The organism is Variovorax sp. YR634 (assembly GCF_900106655.1).
Taxonomy (GTDB): Bacteria; Pseudomonadota; Gammaproteobacteria; order Burkholderiales; family Burkholderiaceae_C; genus Variovorax.
Genome location: NZ_FNOL01000009.1, coordinates 96,792 through 112,326, shown reverse-complemented (window position 1 = coordinate 112,326; position 15,535 = coordinate 96,792). Strand labels below are relative to the sequence as shown.

At 66.8% G+C, this 15,535-nt stretch carries 16 protein-coding genes; 7 read left to right on the top strand and 9 right to left on the bottom strand.

Translation table 11 applies throughout. The features are described from left to right. The first annotated feature begins 48 nt into the window (after window positions 1-48). Window positions 49-1,767 carry a ClcB-like voltage-gated chloride channel protein gene (locus BLV60_RS17250; protein WP_093056491.1) on the top strand — a complete coding sequence of 573 codons (1,719 nt, stop codon included), beginning with the start codon at window positions 49-51 and terminating at the stop codon, window positions 1,765-1,767. Between the two features lie 15 nt (window positions 1,768-1,782). Here the strand turns inward: BLV60_RS17250 and BLV60_RS17245 are convergent, their stop codons facing one another. The 3 genes from BLV60_RS17245 to BLV60_RS17235 all read right to left on the bottom strand — a co-directional run bounded on the left by BLV60_RS17245 (window position 1,783) and on the right by BLV60_RS17235 (window position 4,414). Further along, window positions 1,783-2,304, bottom strand: a complete 522-nt coding sequence (locus BLV60_RS17245; RefSeq protein WP_218132233.1) for a RidA family protein — start codon at window positions 2,302-2,304, stop codon at window positions 1,783-1,785. A 66-nt stretch (window positions 2,305-2,370) separates the two neighbouring features. Then, window positions 2,371-2,793: a c-type cytochrome gene (locus BLV60_RS17240; protein WP_256329237.1), complete on the bottom strand. Its 423-nt coding sequence runs from the start codon at window positions 2,791-2,793 to the stop codon at window positions 2,371-2,373. A gap of 25 nt (window positions 2,794-2,818) precedes the next feature. Continuing rightward, window positions 2,819-4,414 carry a flavin monoamine oxidase family protein gene (locus tag BLV60_RS17235; RefSeq protein ID WP_218132232.1) on the bottom strand — a complete coding sequence of 532 codons (1,596 nt, stop codon included), beginning with the start codon at window positions 4,412-4,414 and terminating at the stop codon, window positions 2,819-2,821. Window positions 4,415-4,519: 105 nt separating this feature from the next. Between BLV60_RS17235 and BLV60_RS17230 the strand changes: the two genes are divergently transcribed. The 4 genes from BLV60_RS17230 (at window position 4,520) to BLV60_RS17215 (ending at window position 6,701) form a co-directional block, all read left to right on the top strand. Then, a complete protein-coding gene (locus BLV60_RS17230; protein WP_019652365.1) occupies window positions 4,520-4,744 on the top strand; it encodes a hypothetical protein in 225 nt (74 codons plus the stop codon). Then, complete coding sequence (locus BLV60_RS17225; RefSeq protein ID WP_093056489.1) at window positions 4,741-5,073, top strand: cell division protein ZapA; 333 nt, start codon at window positions 4,741-4,743, stop codon at window positions 5,071-5,073. The genes BLV60_RS17230 and BLV60_RS17225 overlap by 4 nt, the downstream gene beginning before the upstream one ends. A gap of 305 nt (window positions 5,074-5,378) precedes the next feature. Next, window positions 5,379-6,200, top strand: a complete 822-nt coding sequence (locus BLV60_RS17220) for a sulfite exporter TauE/SafE family protein (protein WP_093056586.1) — start codon at window positions 5,379-5,381, stop codon at window positions 6,198-6,200. A 75-nt stretch (window positions 6,201-6,275) separates the two neighbouring features. Next, window positions 6,276-6,701, top strand: coding sequence for a universal stress protein (locus BLV60_RS17215; RefSeq protein WP_093056488.1), 426 nt, complete (start codon window positions 6,276-6,278; stop codon window positions 6,699-6,701). Window positions 6,702-6,707: 6 nt separating this feature from the next. Here the strand turns inward: BLV60_RS17215 and BLV60_RS17210 are convergent, their stop codons facing one another. Beyond that, window positions 6,708-7,670 (bottom strand): AraC-like ligand-binding domain-containing protein, encoded by a 963-nt coding sequence (locus tag BLV60_RS17210; protein ID WP_093056487.1) that lies wholly within the window; start codon window positions 7,668-7,670, stop codon window positions 6,708-6,710. 188 nt (window positions 7,671-7,858) lie between these two features. On the opposite strand from BLV60_RS17210, the gene BLV60_RS17205 reads away from it, so the two are divergent. Together BLV60_RS17205 and BLV60_RS17200 are read left to right on the top strand one after the other, a co-directional pair. Further along, window positions 7,859-8,863 carry a carbon-nitrogen hydrolase family protein gene (locus tag BLV60_RS17205; RefSeq protein WP_093056486.1) on the top strand — a complete coding sequence of 335 codons (1,005 nt, stop codon included), beginning with the start codon at window positions 7,859-7,861 and terminating at the stop codon, window positions 8,861-8,863. A gap of 17 nt (window positions 8,864-8,880) precedes the next feature. Then, window positions 8,881-9,945 (top strand): phenylacetaldoxime dehydratase family protein, encoded by a 1,065-nt coding sequence (locus BLV60_RS17200; RefSeq protein ID WP_093056485.1) that lies wholly within the window; start codon window positions 8,881-8,883, stop codon window positions 9,943-9,945. Between the two features lie 10 nt (window positions 9,946-9,955). On the opposite strand, the gene BLV60_RS17195 is transcribed toward BLV60_RS17200, so the two are convergent. The 5 genes from BLV60_RS17195 to BLV60_RS17175 form a co-directional block, all read right to left on the bottom strand. Continuing rightward, window positions 9,956-11,494, bottom strand: coding sequence for a malonate--CoA ligase (locus BLV60_RS17195; RefSeq protein WP_093056484.1), 1,539 nt, complete (start codon window positions 11,492-11,494; stop codon window positions 9,956-9,958). Between the two features lie 17 nt (window positions 11,495-11,511). Further along, a complete protein-coding gene (locus BLV60_RS17190; protein ID WP_093056483.1) occupies window positions 11,512-12,291 on the bottom strand; it encodes an enoyl-CoA hydratase/isomerase family protein in 780 nt (259 codons plus the stop codon). Continuing rightward, window positions 12,288-13,274, bottom strand: a complete 987-nt coding sequence (locus BLV60_RS17185) for a Bug family tripartite tricarboxylate transporter substrate binding protein (protein ID WP_093056482.1) — start codon at window positions 13,272-13,274, stop codon at window positions 12,288-12,290. The genes BLV60_RS17190 and BLV60_RS17185 overlap by 4 nt, the downstream gene beginning before the upstream one ends. A gap of 97 nt (window positions 13,275-13,371) precedes the next feature. Further along, window positions 13,372-14,838 (bottom strand): malonyl-CoA decarboxylase, encoded by a 1,467-nt coding sequence (locus tag BLV60_RS17180; RefSeq protein WP_093056481.1) that lies wholly within the window; start codon window positions 14,836-14,838, stop codon window positions 13,372-13,374. Window positions 14,839-14,866: 28 nt separating this feature from the next. Next, window positions 14,867-15,535 (bottom strand): GntR family transcriptional regulator, encoded by a 669-nt coding sequence (locus BLV60_RS17175; RefSeq protein WP_093056480.1) that lies wholly within the window; start codon window positions 15,533-15,535, stop codon window positions 14,867-14,869.

Below are 15,535 nucleotides of genomic sequence, written 5' to 3'. Positions count from 1 at the left end.
TCCTCGGTGCTCCCGCCTGGGCGGCGCTCGCAGCTAACATCCCAGCCCATGATGCGGCCCGCCTCGGTAGTTCTCAATCTTCGTTCGGCGCTGCAGCGTGTCTTCGGTGTCTCGGGCTGGCAATCGATGCTGCTGTGGTCCATCGTGGCCGGTTTGCTCGGCACGCTGGCGACCGAACTCTTCCGCGCGGCGCTCTATCACTTCGAGCACTTGGTGCTCGGTCCCGGCGAAGGGCTGGTGGCAATGGCGAAGCACCTACCCTGGTGGGCGCGCATCGCCTGCCCCACGCTGGGTGGACTGGTGGCCGGCGGCCTGCTGGTGCTGGCGAAACGCGTCGCCTTGCGCAGCGCCGCCTCCGACTACATGGAAGCCATCGTGCTCGGCAATGGGCGCATTCCGGTGGCGCAGACGCTGGTGCGCAGCGCCTCGTCGCTGGTGAGCATCGGCACCGGTGGTTCCATCGGGCGCGAGGGCTCGATGGTGCAGCTGGCGGCGCTGGCGTCGTCTCTGCTGGGGCGGGTGTTCCGCTTTCCAGTCGAGCGGCTGCGGTTGCTGGTGGCCTGCGGCGCGGCGGCCGGCCTGACCGCCGCCTACAACGCACCCATTGCCGGCGCCTTCTTCGTCGCCGAGATCGTGCTGGGCTCTATCGCGATGGAAAGCGTGGGGCCGATCATCATTGCCTCGGTGGTCGCCAACGTCGCGATGCGCGCCCTGCCCGGCTACCAGCCTCCTTACAAGATGCCGGCGTTCCCGGAGATCCACGGCACCGAGGTCGTGCTGTTCTGCGTGCTCGGCGTGCTGCTGGGCTTTGCGGCGGTCGGCTTCCTGCGCGCGCTGCAGGGCAGCCGTGCGCTGTTCTCCCGCTTGCCGGTTGCGTTGCCGTGGCGGCTGGCGTTGGGCGGGCTGGTGATGGGTGCGGTGTCGGTGCCCATGCCCGAGGTCTGGGGCAACGGCTACAGCGTGGTCAATTCAGTGCTGCACACGCCCTGGCCGTGGACGCTGATCGCGATGGTGCTGGTCGCCAAGGCGGTCGCCACGATGGCCACGGCCGGCTCGGGCGCGGTGGGCGGTGTGTTCACGCCGGCGCTGTTCTTCGGCTGCATGGTCGGTGCGCTGTTCGGCCTTGGCGCGCAGGCGCTGTGGCCGGCGGCCACCTCGGCGCCGTTCGCCTATGCCATCGTCGGCATGGGCGCATTCCTGGCGGGCGCCACGCAGGCGCCGCTGATGGCCATCCTGATGATCTTCGAGATGACGCTCAGCTACCAGGTCATGCTGCCGCTGATGGCGGCGAGCGTCATCGCGTATTTCGTCGCGCGCTCGGCCAATGCCGGCTCGATGTACGAGATCACCCTGCACCGCAACGAGCAGCGCGACACGCAGATGCGCCTGCGCGGGCTGCACATGCGCGACCTGGTGCAGCCGGCCGAAACGGTGGTGGGCCCGGAGGCGGACCGCGAGGCCATGAGCAAGCTCTTCCTACAGCACCCGGTGAAGTACCTGTACGTGGTGGATGCAGGCAACCGCTACCTCGGCGTGGTTCCGCTTTCGGCGCTCGGCACGGCGCCAGCGGAAACGACCGCGGGCGCCCTGCTCTCGCAGGCCATCCAGCCGCTCACCGCCGACACCGGGCTGGGCGAGGCGCTGCAGCGTTTTCTCGATCACCTGGGCGAACGGCTGCCCGTGATCGAGAGCGCCGGCAACCCTGTGCTGCTCGGGATTGTTGCCAAGAGCGCGCTGCTCGCCACCTACGTGCGGCTGAGCGAGTAGCGCAGCACTGCTTTTCTACTTGGCGGGACGCACCGCCATCACCTCGATCTCGACCAGGTAGGCCGGGTTGGCGAGCGCCGCTACCTGCATCGCCGAGCGCACCGGCAGCCGGGGCTGGGCGGTGGTGCCGAAGAACTGGGTGTAGCCCTCCATGAAGCCGGCGAAATCCATCTTGTTGTCCTTGGCCGGATCGCCGACGAGAAACACCTGCATCTTCACCACGTCGCCCATCGTCAGGCCCAGGCCTGTGAGGCTCTTCTCGATGGCCTTGAGCACGCCGACGGTCTGGCCCTTGGTGTCGCCGCCATAGGCCGCCGCGCTGTTCTTGGGCGCGGTCGCGTCCTGCAGCGGCGGCACCTGGCCCGAGAGGTAGACGTTGGTGAACGAGGACGGCACCTCCACCGCTGCCGAGATCGGGAAGGTGGAATTCGGAATGCGGTGGCGAATGATTTCATCGGCCGCATGGGCGGCGCCGGTGCCGGCTGCGAGCAGTGCGGCGACGAGCGCCAGCTTCTTCGTGATGGAGGTCATGGTCATGCGTGTTGTCTCTCTGCTGGGATGGATGAAGAAAGGATCTGCCAGGTATCGAAAGAAGAAGGCCGATCAAGGCCGCAGCTTCTTGACGCTCTCCGCCGCAATGGCGTCAGGATATTGGTTGCCGAAATGGGTGCGCGCATAGCCGACCACGGAAGCGATCTGCTCGTCGCTCAGCATCTTGCCAAAGGCGGGCATGCCCTTCTGCCCATTGATCACCACGTAGAGCGGATATTCCGGGCTCGCGAGGCGCGGGTTCGAGGCGAGCGCCGGATAGGCGCCTGCGCCCTTCGCCCCTTGCCCCTGCGCCATGTGGCAGCCCTGGCAGGTCGCGCGGTAGATCGCCTCGCCCGAGCTCTCCTGGAATCGGGGGCCGACGGAAAAGACGGGCTCCGGCGACTGCGCGAAAGCGGCCTGGCCGGCCACCGAGGCCAGCGCGCCCAGCGAAAGGCCGAGCAACGCGCGCTTGAAGGTCGTGATGTTGTTGTTCATGGTGGGTGTGTCCTTCACTCGGCTTTCACGCAACGGCGCGGGCATGCAGCCGCTGGATGGCGTCGAGCGACGAGAGCAGTGCGCCCTCCTGCCAGGCCGGAATGTAGGAAGCGTGCTCGCCAGCCAGCGCGATGCGGCCATCGACCTGGCACAGGTTCTTGTAGTGCTTCTGGCGCGTCTCGTCGGTCCATATGCCGTAGCAGCCGTGCGTGCCGGGCACGCGGTGCCAGCCCACGGAAATGCCGTTGTCGAATTCGCTCGCGTACTGCGGATGCAGCTGCGTGCCGAACTCGACCGCGCGGCGCACGCGCTCCTCGGGCGCCATGGCGGTGAATTCGTAGGAGTTCGGGCCGTCGAACACGTAGGCGCCCAGCACCACCGACTTGCCCTTGGCGCCATAGCGCGTCGAGGGATACGAAATGCGCGAGATCGGCAGGTCTGTGTAGCTGATGCCGCCGTAGATGTGCTCGTCTTCTTCCCAGAAGCGGCGCTTGAACTGCAGGCCCACCTTCACCGAAGCGCCGTAAGGCACGGCGTTGATGGCCTCCTGCATTGCCGAGCCCACCTGGATGTCGATCTGGCTGAGCACCGACAGCGGAATGGTGCACAGGCACCAGTCGGCCTTGGCCTGCGTGACCGCGCCGCCCTTTGATGCATCGGTGTAGGTGACCGTCACGCCGCGGTCGTTCTGCTCGATCTTCGTGACCTTGGCGCCGTAGCGGATCAGGCTGCCCACTTCTTTCTGGAAGGCCTTGGCGATCATGTCCATGCCGCCCACGGGCTGGAAGATCGCGCTCTGGAATTCGTAGTCTTGCCCGCTGGCGATGTAACGCCAAAGATTCGATTGCAGCAGCTCGCTCATGTCGAGCGGCTTCGACGGTTTGGCCAACGGCATGAGGCCGCCGCCCGCATCGACTTCATAGCCGCGGCGGTCGCTGCTGACGGTGCCTTCGAGATAGCGGAACTGCGTGTCGAGCGCGCCCCAGCGGCGCAGGCCTTCGAGCAGTTTCTCCTTGTCTTCCTTCGTCAGCGCCGCATCGAGGTTGCCTTGCGTCGTGGCCTTGCCGAGCAGCTCGGCGACGTAGCCCTGGTAGTCGGCCTGCACGTGGCGGTAGCGCTGCGGCTTGCCGCCGTAGGCCTTGCTCGAATGCACCAGCGCGTTGTAGTTGACCTGGATGAAAGGCTCCAGCGCCACGCCCAGCCGCTTGCAGTAGCCCAGCACCGCATGGTGGTGATAGGGAATGCGCCACGGCCCCGGATTGAAGTACTCGCCCTTGGCGAAGCCGCATTGCTGCACGGCGCCACCCAGCTCGGTGAAGGTGTCGCCGCCGCGCAGCGTCCAGCACCGGCCGCCCGCGCGATTGCTGAACTCGAGGACCTTGACCGAGTAGCCTGCGTTGCGCAGTTCGAGCGCGGCGGCCATGCCGGCCAGGCCTGCGCCAAGAACCAGCACCGACGCACCCTTCTTTGCGCCATCGAGCTTCGGTGGTCCGCTGTAGTTGGATTCGGCGGCAAAGCCCAGCGAGGTCATCGCCTGGTACATCGCGCCGCCCCCTGCGGTCTTGCCGATGAGCGTAAGCAGGTCGCGCCGACTGAATAAAGTGTTGTTCTTCGTGGTCATTGACTGGCTATTGGAGTTTGAAAGGCAACTGGAAGGCAGCAGAATCCATGCCACGCCCAGGCACCGCCTGGGGGCCGCTTCCTTGGGAAACTACAATCGCCAACCATGCCCGCCTCCAGCCCTATCGATCAGATCGCCGAGCGTGTTGAACGACTGCTTGTGCGTCACGAAGAGGTGCAACGCACCAATGCGCTGCTGCAGGAGCAGGTCGATGCGCTCACGCGCGAACGCGACGCCCTGAAGTCGCGGCTCGTTGCGGCACGTACGCGCCTCGATGCCCTGCTCGAACGGTTGCCGGCTGAACCACCCTCCGAAGATTCCCCCGCATGAAGCAGATTGAAGTACAGATCATGGGCCAGAGCTATCTGCTCGGCTGTCCCGATGGCGGCGAGGCGCAGCTGCGCGAAGCCGTCGAACGCGTGGACGCAGCCATGTGCAAGATCCGCGATGCCGGAAAAGTCAAGGCCCGCGACCGCATCGCGGTGCTGGCTTCGCTGAACCTGGCGTTCGACCTCGCCGCGCAGCAGGCCGCTGTTGTCGCAGCGCCCGCGGCATCAGTTGCCACTTCGGCTGCAGACAGCGTCGAAACCGACGCGAAGGCCACGCAGCTCATCCAGAAACTCGATCAGGCCCTGGCTGGCGATGGACATTTACTCTGAATAAGGCTGGCACGAAGACGGACGAGGCGTAAAATCCAGTCCGTCTGCAGACTGTGTCGGGCTTAATATTTCCTTGTTCCAATGCTCTCCGGAGCCGGGCTTGGTACATCGCTCGACGGGCGTGATCATCTCGCGTCAGATGAACCCGAAGTCCTGCTGCCCTCGCCCACCTGAACCCTGGTTCAGGATGCGGGTCCGGCACATCACCTGCAGACACCTTTTCCTGCCACGGCCCCCTGCATCCACTGCTCGGGGCCGTTGCTTTTTCCAACCCCTCACTTCTCTTGCGTGACTTTCCCGTGAATATCGCTGCCCTGCTCGACCCCCTCCTGATCGCCGAACTCGCCGCTCTCGGCCTCGGCACCGGTTTTCTCGCGGGCCTGCTGGGCATCGGCGGCGGCATGCTGATGGTGCCGTTCATCACGATCATCATGGGCCATCGCGGCGTGCCGGCCGACCTCGCGGTGAAGATGGCAATCGCCACCTCGATGGCGACGATCATCTTCACCTCGGTGTCCAGCGTGCGCGCGCACCACCGGCGCGGCGCCGTGCGCTGGGACATCGTGCGGCGGCTCGCACCCGGCATCGTCATCGGCAGCCTTGCTGGCAGCCTGGGCGTGTTCTCGCTGCTCAAGGGCACGGCGCTGGCCATCTTCTTCGCGCTGTTCGTGGGCTTCTCGGCCACGCAGATGTTCCTCGACAAGAAGCCCGCGCCCACGCGGCAGATGCCGGGCACGGGCGGCCAGCTCGCGGCGGGCGGCGCGATCGGCTTCATCTCGGGCCTCGTGGGCGCGGGCGGTGGCTTCATCAGCGTGCCGTTCATGACGTGGTGCAACGTGTCCATTCACAACGCGGTGGCCACCAGCGCGGCGCTGGGCTTTCCGATCGCGGTGGCGAACGTGCTCGGCTATGCGGTCAGCGGCCAGTCGGTGCAAGGCCTGCCGGCTGGCTCCTTCGGCTACATCTGGCTGCCCGCGCTGGCCGTGATCGCGCTGTGCAGCGTGTTCACCGCACCGCTGGGCGCGAAGGCAGCGCACAGCCTGCCGGTCAAGAAGCTCAAGCGCGTGTTCGCGAGCATCCTTTACCTGCTCGCGGCCTACATGCTCTGGAAGGGCCTGCACGGCTGATCCTGCCGGGCAAAGCCCTTCGGGCCTGAGGTACGCCCCGTTGCGGTGCGCGAAGCCGCGCCGTATAAGGGTTTCATGAAAATCCTCATCGCCGTCGATGGCAGCGCCTACACCCGCAAGGCGCTCGACTACCTGCTTGCCAATCGCGCCATGTTCGTGGACGGGCACCAACTGGTGGTGGTGCACGTGTGCACCGGCATCTCGGGCCATGTCGCACGCCACCTGAGCAAAGAATTGGTGACGGATTACTACGCCGAGGAAAATGCCAAGGTGCTCGACCCGGTGAAGGCGCTGTTCGCCGAGAGCGGCGTGAGCAACTACACGATCGACTCGCGCCACGGCCATGTGGCCGAGGAAATCCTCAAGTCGGCCGCGGCGGCACAAGCTGGGCTGATCGTGCTCGGCACCCATGGCCACGGCATCTTCGGTCGCGCACTGATGGGCTCGGTCGCCACCAAGGTGGTCGCCGAAACCAACACGACGGTGATGCTGGTCCAGTAGCCCTTCTTACTGTATGCGCTGCTGCCGCCATTCGCGCGGCGAGCAGCCGAAGCGCTCGCGGAACGCGCGGCTGAAATGCGCCGCGTCGTTGAAGCCGCGGCCATAGGCAATCTCGGCCACCGGCCGGCCCGCGAGGCGCGGCTCCAGCAGGTCGCGGCTGCACGCCTCCAGCCTGCGCTCCCAGATGTACTGCGATGGCGTCAGCGGCTCGCTCCTGAACACGCGGTGGATGTGACTCACCGACACGCCCAGCCCCGCCGCCAGCGTGCCCACCGACAGCGACGGGTCGGCCAGCTGTTCGTCGATGAGCCGCTTCACGCGCGCGAGGTGATACGCCGTGAGATTGCTGAGCGACGGCGCACTCGCCGCAGGCAGCGTCTGCAGTCCCGCCACCAGGATGTTCTGAACGCCGTTGGCCACCGCAAGCGCCGACGCGGGCTGCAGCGTATCGATGTCTTCGCGCAGCGTGTGGATCATGCCCAGCAGCAGGTGCCCCGCGCCCGCGCGCCCCGACACCGTGGTGGCCGTCAGCGCCTCAGTGTCGCGCAGTTCGCTGCGCAGGCGTTCGCCGGGCAGCTTGAGCACGATCTGCTCGAAGGACTCGTCGAACAGCAGCTGATAAGGCCGCGTGCTGTCGTACAGCGCGAAGTCGCCGGCCGCGAGCACGGCGTCGCGGCCGTCCTGCCGCACCACGCCACGGCCGCGCGCCTGGATGCTCACGAGAAAGTAGTCGTCGCTGGAGTGCGAGATGTGCCCCGGCGTTCGCATCACCTTCTGCGGGCCCGAGGTGACGACCGACACGTCGAGCCCGGGCAGCGCGTGCTGGCGGATGCTGCCTTCGAAATCGCAGGTATCGCCTTCGCGCACGGGATCGCAGCCCAGTTGCACGTAGACGTTGCAGATCATGTCGGTCCAGTAGGCAAGCCGCTGGTCCCGCGGGACGGCGTCGGTGCTGAGCAACTGGGTCATCGGGGGGTCCTCGGAAAGCCTTGGCAACAAGGGCATGCAACGCTGGAACAAGAACGCCGCCAATCCGGGTCAAGGCGTTCCGGCGGCGCGAATTTACGCTTCAAGCAACCCGCATGCCACAGCGCAAACCCGGTGCGCTGTAGGTGCGGAAGACGCCTCGTTACTTTCATTGCATCTGGAGAACCACCATGCCGACCACCGTCCACCCCAAGCTGCGCGTTGCCGCCGTGCAGGCCGCCCCCGTGTTCCTCGATCTCGACGGCACCATCGACAAGACCATCGACCTGATGGCACAGGCCGCGAAACAGGGCGTGCAGCTCGTCGCCTTTCCCGAAACCTGGGTGCCCGGCTACCCATGGTGGATCTGGCTCGATTCGCCGGCCTGGGGCATGCAGTTCGTGCAGCGCTATCACGACAACTCGCTGGTCGTAGGCTCGGCCGAGTTCGACCGCATCAGGGAGGCAGCGCGCAAGCTCAAGATCTGGGTGTCGCTTGGCTACAGCGAGAAGGCGGCGGGCAGCCTCTACATTGCGCAGGCGCTCATCGACGACCAGGGCAACACGGCGCAGACGCGGCGCAAGCTCAAGCCCACGCACGTAGAACGCACGGTGTTCGGCGAAGGCGACGGCTCAGACCTCGCCGTGGTCGAGACGGCGCTGGGCAACATCGGCTCGCTCTCGTGCTGGGAGCACCTGCAGCCGCTGAGCAAGTACGCGATGTATTCGCAGAACGAGCAGATCCACTGCGGCGCATGGCCGAGCTTTTCGCTGTACCGCGGCGCGGCCTACGCGCTGGGCCCCGAGGTCAACAACGCCGCGAGTCAGGTGTATGCGGCCGAGGGCCAGTGCTTCGTGGTCGCGCCCTGCGCCACCGTGTCGAAGGCCATGAGCGAGCTGATGTGCACCGACGCGGGCAAGCAGCAGATGCTGCGCACTGGCGGCGGCTTTGCACGCATCTACGCGCCCGACGGTTCACCCCTGGGCACGCCGCTGGCGGAAGACGAAGAGGGTCTGGTCATCGCCGACATCGACCTCGGCATGATCTCGCTCGCCAAGGCGGCGGCCGATCCCAGCGGCCACTACTCGCGGCCTGACGTCACCCAGTTGCTGCTCAACAAGACGCGCCGCGAACCCGTGGTGGTGCAGCACACGCCCGAGCCTGAGAGCAGCGTGCCCGAGCCGGTCGCGGCCTGAACCCAAGGAGGCACGCCATGGAATCCGCCATTGCCGAGCATCTGAAGTGCCCTCGCACGCGGCACCGCCGCGTGGAAGACGACTACACGCCGCCCTACCCCGTGTGGTCGGCCCGTGCGCCAACATCGGTGAAGCAGGTCGTGATGGGCTACTTCGGCGTGCAATCGCGCGGCCCCGAAATGCAGGGCCGCGCCTGCGCCGCGCTGATGAAGATCGCCCGCGACTTCGCCCTGCCCGACGGCCCAGGCCACCATGACCTGACGCACTACGTCGATGCCGAGGGCTTCGACAACATGATCGCCATCGCCTACTGGAGCGACGCCGCGGCCTACGCACGCTGGTGCGCCACGCCCGCAATCGATGCCTGGTGGCGCTCCGACGAGCGGCTCAACGAAGGCCTCGGCTACTTCCGCGAGATCGCGTCGCCGCGCGTCGAGCACTTCGAGACGATGTTCAACACACCCGACCGCTTCGAGGGCGTCGGCGTGGTCATGGGCGAGGTCAGCGGCGAACTGCAGGAGCACGGCTACTGGGGTTCGATGCGCGACCGCATCCCGCTCTCGCAGACCGATGCGATGACGCCTTCGGGCACGCGTGCAGTGATTGCCGGCACGCCGGCTCCGGGCCAGCGCGTGCGCATCGCGGGCCACGAGAACATCGCGATGATCCGCTCCGGCCAGGAATGGACCGACACCACCGGGCAGGAGCGCACGCTCTACCTGGAAGACATGGAGCCGGTGCTGCGCGAGGGCATGGACTTCCTGCGCGACCAAGGCTTGGGCATCGGCTGCTACAGCAACCGCTACATGCACCACCTCGACGCGAAAGGCACACCGCTGCAGAAGTCCTTCGGCCTGAGCTACTGGCGTTCGCTGGCCGACATGGAGCGCTGGGCCGAGTCGCACCCCACGCACGTCGCGATCTTCGGCAGCTTCATGCGCTATGTGCAGGCGCTGAACTTTCAGCTGCAGCTGCGCGTGTACCACGAGGTGTCGGTGCTCAAGGCCGACGAGCAGAGCTACGAGTACATCAACTGCCACGCGCGCAGCGGGCTGATGAACGGGCTCGCGCCCGTTGCATGAGCCGATTCGATCAGGCCGCGAACAGCGCCTTGTGCTCCGCGCGCAGCAGCGCCTTCTGCACCTTGCCCATCGCGTTGCGCGGCAGTTCCGGCACGACGAAGCAGCGCTTCGGAATCTTGAAGTTCGCGAGCCTGGCCTTCAGGTCGGCCACGATGGCCTCGGCATCCAGCGAAGCACCTGCCTTCGCGATGACGATGGCCACGCCCACCTCGCCGAAGTCGGGGTGCGGCACGCCGACCACGGCACTCTCGGCCACGCCGGCCATCTCGTTGATGTAGCCCTCGATCTCGGCCGGGTACACGTTGTAGCCGCCGCTGATGATCAGGTCCTTGCTGCGCCCGACGATGACGATGTAGCCCAGGCCGTCGATCTTGCCCACATCACCCGTCTTGAAGAAGCCGTCGGAGGTGAACTCTTCCTTCGTCTTCTCGGGCATGCGCCAGTAGCCCGCGAACACGTTGGGGCCGCTGACCTCGATGTTGCCGATCTCGTCGGTGGTGCAGTCGCGGCCGCTGTCGTCACGCACGCGCAGTTGCACGCCCGGCAGCGCAAAGCCGACAGTGCCGCCGCGGCGTTCGCCCTGTGCGGCGGTGTAGGGGTTCGACGTGAGCATGACCGTCTCGCTCATGCCGTAGCGTTCGAGAATGGTGTGGCCGGTGCGCTCGCGCCACTCGTCGAAGGTCTCGATCAAGAGCGGCGCCGAGCCAGCGACGAACAGGCGCATGTTGCGCACCGCCTCGCGCGTGAGACCCGGCTCGGCCAGCAGCCGCACATACAGGGTGGGCACGCCCATGAACACCGTGGCTTCGGGTAGCTTCTGCACGACGCGCTTCGGGTCGAACTTCGAGAACCACAGCATCTTGCTGCCATTGAGCAGCGCGCCGTGAAGCGCGACAAACAGGCCGTGTACGTGAAAGATGGGCAGCGCGTGGATCAGCACGTCGCCTTCGACCCAGCCCCAATAATCCTTCAGCACCCGGGCGTTCGACAGCAGGTTGCCGTGCGTGAGCATCGCGCCCTTGCTGCGGCCGGTGGTGCCGCTGGTGTAGAGGATCGCGGCCATGTCGTCGGCCTTGCGCTGGGCCATGGTGTGCTTGTCGCTGCATTGCGCGGCAATTTCGAGCAGCGTGCCGGTGCGGTCGTCGTCCAGCGTGAAGACGTGCTGCGTGCCCGCCGCGTTGGCGATCGGCCCCACCCACGACGCATTGCGGCTGGTGCACACCACCACGGCCGGCTCGGCGTTGCCGATGAAGTATTCGATCTCGGCGCTCTGGTAGGCGGTGTTGAGCGGCAGGAACACATAGCCCGCGCGCAGCGTGGCGAGGTACAGCAGCATGGCCTCGACAGATTTCTCGACCTGCACCGCGATGCGCGCGCCCTTCTCCAGCTTCAGCGTATCGAGCAGGTTGGCGATCATGGCGCTGGCGCGCTCGATGTCGCGCCAGGAATAGAACAGGCCGTTGTCGGTTTCGACGGCGATGCTGTCGAGGTCGGCGGGGAAAGCCGCGCGCAGGGCGGCGAACAGGTTGGCGTTGGCGGTCTTCTTCATCTGACGGTTTCTTATCTTCAGAAATTCGGGGTGCGCTTGGCGAGAAAGGCGGCGATGCCCTCGCGGTGTTCGGCGGAGTCGGCGTAGTCGTAGGCGGTGGCCAGCAGGTCGCGGGCCGACGGGGCTCCGGCCCGCAGTGCGGCAAAGGTCTGCTTGTGCAGGCGCGCGGCCTGCGGCGCGAGCGCGGCGATGCGCGTGGCGTGCGACTGCACGGCGGCAGCCACTTCGTTGTCGGGCAGCACCTGCAGCAGGAAGCCCGCGTCGTACAGGCGCTGCGCACCGTGCACGCCAGCGGCGAGCAGCATGTCGCGCGCGAGCACGTCGCCAATGGCGCCATGCACCAGCGCGGCTTCACGCGGCGCCATCGGAAAACCGAGCTTTGCGATGGGCGCGCCGAACTTCGCGGACGCGCCGGCCAGGCGGATGTCGCAGCAGCTCGCGATCTCGATGCCCGCGCCCATGCAGGCGCCCTCGATCTGCGCGACGAGTGGCAGCGCGCAGTCGAGCATGGCCTGCAGCGCGGCCCATACTTCGTTCTCGTGAAACTCGCGCAGGCTGGGCTCTTCGAAGCGGAACGACGGGTACTCGGAGATGTCGCCGCCCGCGCAGAAGGCCCCGCCCTCGCCGCGCACGACGACACAGCGCAGGCCACCATCGTCGTTGCGCAGGCCGTCGAACACGGCGCGCAGCTCGCGCCACATGGCGCGCGTCATGGCATTGAGGCGCCCCGCGTTCGACAACGTGACGAACGCGATGGCGCCTTCCTGGCGCAACGAGATGCCGCTGCCGCCTGTCATTCGATCTTTGCGCCCGAGGCCTTCACCACCGTGGCCCAGCGCTTGATCTCGGAACTCACGAAGCTGCCGTAGGCAGGGCCCGTGAGGGTCGGGATTTCCGAACCGTTCTGGGCCCAGATGTTCTTGATGTCGTCAGCCGCCAGCACCTTCTGCATCTCGGCGACGATCTGGGGCTGCACGTCGGCGGGCGTGCGCCGTGGTGCCCACAGTCCGTACCAGGTGGTCACGGTGTAGTCGGGCAAGCCCACCTCCGCGGCGCACGGCACATCGGGGAACGCGGGGTTGCGCTTGGTGCCGGCCACCATCAGTGCCTTGATGCGGCCGCTCTTGATGTACTGGGCCGAGGAACCGAGGCCATCGAACATCAGGTCGACATTGCCGGCGATCAGGTCCGCCAGTGCCGGCCCGGCACCACGGTAAGGAATGTGCGTGATGAAAGTGCCGGTCTGGATCTTGAACAACTCGCCGGCCAGGTGGTGCGAGGTGCCGGCGCCAGCCGAGCCGTAGTTCAGCTTGCCGGGGTTGGCCTTGGCAAGCGCGATGAATTCCTTGATGTTGTTGGCCGCCACGCGGCGCGGATTGACCACCACCACCTGCGGCACGTTGGCCAGCAGCATCAGCGGCACGAAGTCTTTCTCGATGTCGTAGTCGAGCCTGGGATAGACGGACGGCGCAATGGCATGGTGCACCGCGCCCATGAACAGCGAGTAGCCGTCGGCCGAAGCCTTCGAGGCCACGCTCGCACCCAGCGTGCCGCCAGCGCCGCCGCGGTTGTCGATGATGAGCGACTGGTTCGTCAGCCGCGAGAACTGCCCCGACAGCGGCCGCGCGAACGCGTCCGTCCCGCCGCCGGCCGGGAACGGCACGATCATCGTCACGGGCTTCGTCGGCCAGCCCTGCTGGGCCCGCGCTGCGCCGCAGAGAACGGCCGCACCGGCGGCAGCCACGCGCAGGACGTCGCGGCGTTGAAAGCTTGGGTTCATATGTCTCTTCTCCTGTCTGTCGTTGTGGATCTTGCCGCACCATGCGGCTGTTGCAGGCGCTTGCGGCGCCGGCGCTTGGGACTTTCCGATAAGGACTTCAGCCTTTTTTGAAGTACAGGCTTTCGACGTCTCCCGATACTGCCACCTTGCCATCCGCCAGCCAGGTGCGATGCTTGTCCAGGCGCTTGAGGTCGTAGAGGTAGTTGACCATGAGCCCGTAAGACTGCTTCTGCCCCTTGGGCGACGGATCGCCGGCCCAGTTCAGGCGCTCCACGCGGGCGCCGTTGCCCAGGTGGAAGCGCGCAACCGGATCGGCCGGCGTGCCGTCGACCAGCGCACGGCCGAGGTACTCGGCGGCGGCCTGCATCAGCCATTGGCGCAGCGGCGACTTCGCGTCGAAGGTGGCGGCCGCGTCGACCGCGGCGAGCAGGCGCTCGGCGGTCGGCGGCAATGAGCCGACGAGGCGGCCGAGCTCGGCTTCGCGCTTCTCGTCGAGGCGCGGCAGCAGGTCGGCGGCGTTCTTCGCGAGCCAGGTGCGAAAGCCCGGAATCGGCGAAAGCGTGGCGAAGGTCTTCAGGCGCGGCAGCTCGTCCTGCAGGGTCTCGACCACGCGCTTGATGAGCGAATCGCCGAAGCTCACGCCGCGCAGGCCGTTCTGAGTGTTGCTGATCGAATAGAAGATCGCGGTGGTGGCCCTTGCCGGCAGCACGGGCACGGCGGCTTCGTCGAGCAGCGGCGTGATGCCGTCGCTGATGCGATCGACCAGCGCCACTTCGACAAAGATCAGCGGCTCGTTGGGCAGGCGCGGATGGAAGAAGCCGTAGCAGCGGCGGTCGCTGTCGTCGAGCCGGTTCTTCACGTCAGACCAGCTCTTGATGTCGTGCACCGCTTCGTAGCGAATGAGCTTTTCGATCAGCGAGGCGGGCGAATCCCAGTCGATGCGGCGCAGTTCGAGGAAGGCCACGTCGAACCAGGTGGAGAAGAGTTGCTCCAGCTCGGCATCGAGCGCGAGCAGGCGCTTGTCGGCCTTCAGGCACGGAAGCAGGTCGGCGCGCAGGTCGACCAGGAAGCGCATGCCTTCAGGCTCGACCGCAAAGCGCTGCAGCAGGCGCATGCGCGGCGACACCAGCGCGCGGCGCAGGCGCAGCTCGGCCTGGCCTTCGTCGGGCGTGCCGACCGCCGCCTGGTGCTGGTCGCGGGCAGTCTTGAGCTTTTGCGCATCGGCGGCGAAATGCTCGCTCATCAGCGCCCAGTAGTCGCGGCGCTCCTCGGCCGTGGCGGCGCGGTAGGCGTCCGCGATGGCGTGGGCGCGGCGGCCACCCTCGACCTCGCTCACGCGCGGGTCGATCACGGCCTGCAGGTCGGCCAGCACGCGGCGCAGCGCGCGCGGCGACAGGGCTTCGTCGGCCTTGCGCAGAGTGACCTGCAGGCGCTCTGCGGTCGAGCGTGCGCTGGGCTTGGGCGCATTCTTCGGCGCGCTCTTGGCAGCGGCTTCGGGCGCCACGGGCACTTTGGACTTTTCGCCAGAACGCAGCCGCGCCTGGAACCATTCGGTCGCACTCATCGGGGCACTCCAATTTTTGAGGGGATGGTCACGGCATCACCCTGGATTTCTGATTGCGCATGACTTCGCGCAGCGCCTCGCGCTGGCGGGTCATGTGCGTGCGCATGGCGGCGTCGGCGCCTTCGCTGTCGCGCGCCTTGAGCGCGGCGAACACGGCCAGATGCTCCGACAGGCTCTGGTCGAGCCGCCCCGGCGCATGCAGCTGCTGCAGCCGCGCAAGCTTGAGGATCTTGCGCAGGTCGCCGATCACCTGCGCCAGCCACTTGTTGTCAGCGAGCTTGATGATCGCCTCGTGAATGATGTGATTGGTGGCGTAGTAGTCGTTGATGCGGCGCGCCTTGGCGTGGCGCACCAGCCGCTCGTGCAGCGCGTCGAGTTCGTGCAGCTCGGCGTCGCTGGCGTTGCGGGCGGCCTCGTAGGCGCAACGGCCTTCGAGCAGCGCGATGACGGGGAAGATCTCGTCGAGGTCGCGCTCGGTCACCTCGTTGACGAAGCAGCCGCGCCGCGGCTCGTGCCGCAGCAGGCCTTCGGCGGTAAGCACCTTGAGCGCCTCGCGCAGCGGCGTGCGCGAGATGGAGAGCCGCTCGCACAGGGCTGCCTCGTCCAGGAAGCTGCCGGGAGTCAGCGTGCCGTCGAAGATCTGCTCGCGCAGCGTGGCGGCGACTTCATCGTGCAGGGAGTTGGGGACCAGGCGCAT

Bases quoted from the DNA above. Each gene is read 5' to 3' on its own strand.
- BLV60_RS17250 (WP_093056491.1), top strand. From the start codon at position 49: ATGATGCGGCCCGCCTCGGTAGTTCTCAATCTTCGTTCGGCGCTGCAG.
- BLV60_RS17245 (WP_218132233.1), bottom strand. From the start codon at position 2,304: ATGACCATGACCTCCATCACGAAGAAGCTGGCGCTCGTCGCCGCACTG.
- BLV60_RS17240 (WP_256329237.1), bottom strand. From the start codon at position 2,793: ATGAACAACAACATCACGACCTTCAAGCGCGCGTTGCTCGGCCTTTCG.
- BLV60_RS17235 (WP_218132232.1), bottom strand. From the start codon at position 4,414: ATGACCACGAAGAACAACACTTTATTCAGTCGGCGCGACCTGCTTACG.
- BLV60_RS17230 (WP_019652365.1), top strand. From the start codon at position 4,520: ATGCCCGCCTCCAGCCCTATCGATCAGATCGCCGAGCGTGTTGAACGA.
- BLV60_RS17225 (WP_093056489.1), top strand. From the start codon at position 4,741: ATGAAGCAGATTGAAGTACAGATCATGGGCCAGAGCTATCTGCTCGGC.
- BLV60_RS17215 (WP_093056488.1), top strand. From the start codon at position 6,276: ATGAAAATCCTCATCGCCGTCGATGGCAGCGCCTACACCCGCAAGGCG.
- BLV60_RS17210 (WP_093056487.1), bottom strand. From the start codon at position 7,670: ATGACCCAGTTGCTCAGCACCGACGCCGTCCCGCGGGACCAGCGGCTT.
- BLV60_RS17205 (WP_093056486.1), top strand. From the start codon at position 7,859: ATGCCGACCACCGTCCACCCCAAGCTGCGCGTTGCCGCCGTGCAGGCC.
- BLV60_RS17200 (WP_093056485.1), top strand. From the start codon at position 8,881: ATGGAATCCGCCATTGCCGAGCATCTGAAGTGCCCTCGCACGCGGCAC.
- BLV60_RS17195 (WP_093056484.1), bottom strand. From the start codon at position 11,494: ATGAAGAAGACCGCCAACGCCAACCTGTTCGCCGCCCTGCGCGCGGCT.
- BLV60_RS17190 (WP_093056483.1), bottom strand. From the start codon at position 12,291: ATGACAGGCGGCAGCGGCATCTCGTTGCGCCAGGAAGGCGCCATCGCG.
- BLV60_RS17185 (WP_093056482.1), bottom strand. From the start codon at position 13,274: ATGAACCCAAGCTTTCAACGCCGCGACGTCCTGCGCGTGGCTGCCGCC.
- BLV60_RS17180 (WP_093056481.1), bottom strand. From the start codon at position 14,838: ATGAGTGCGACCGAATGGTTCCAGGCGCGGCTGCGTTCTGGCGAAAAG.
- BLV60_RS17175 (WP_093056480.1), bottom strand. From the start codon at position 15,535: ATGCGCCTGGTCCCCAACTCCCTGCACGATGAAGTCGCCGCCACGCTG.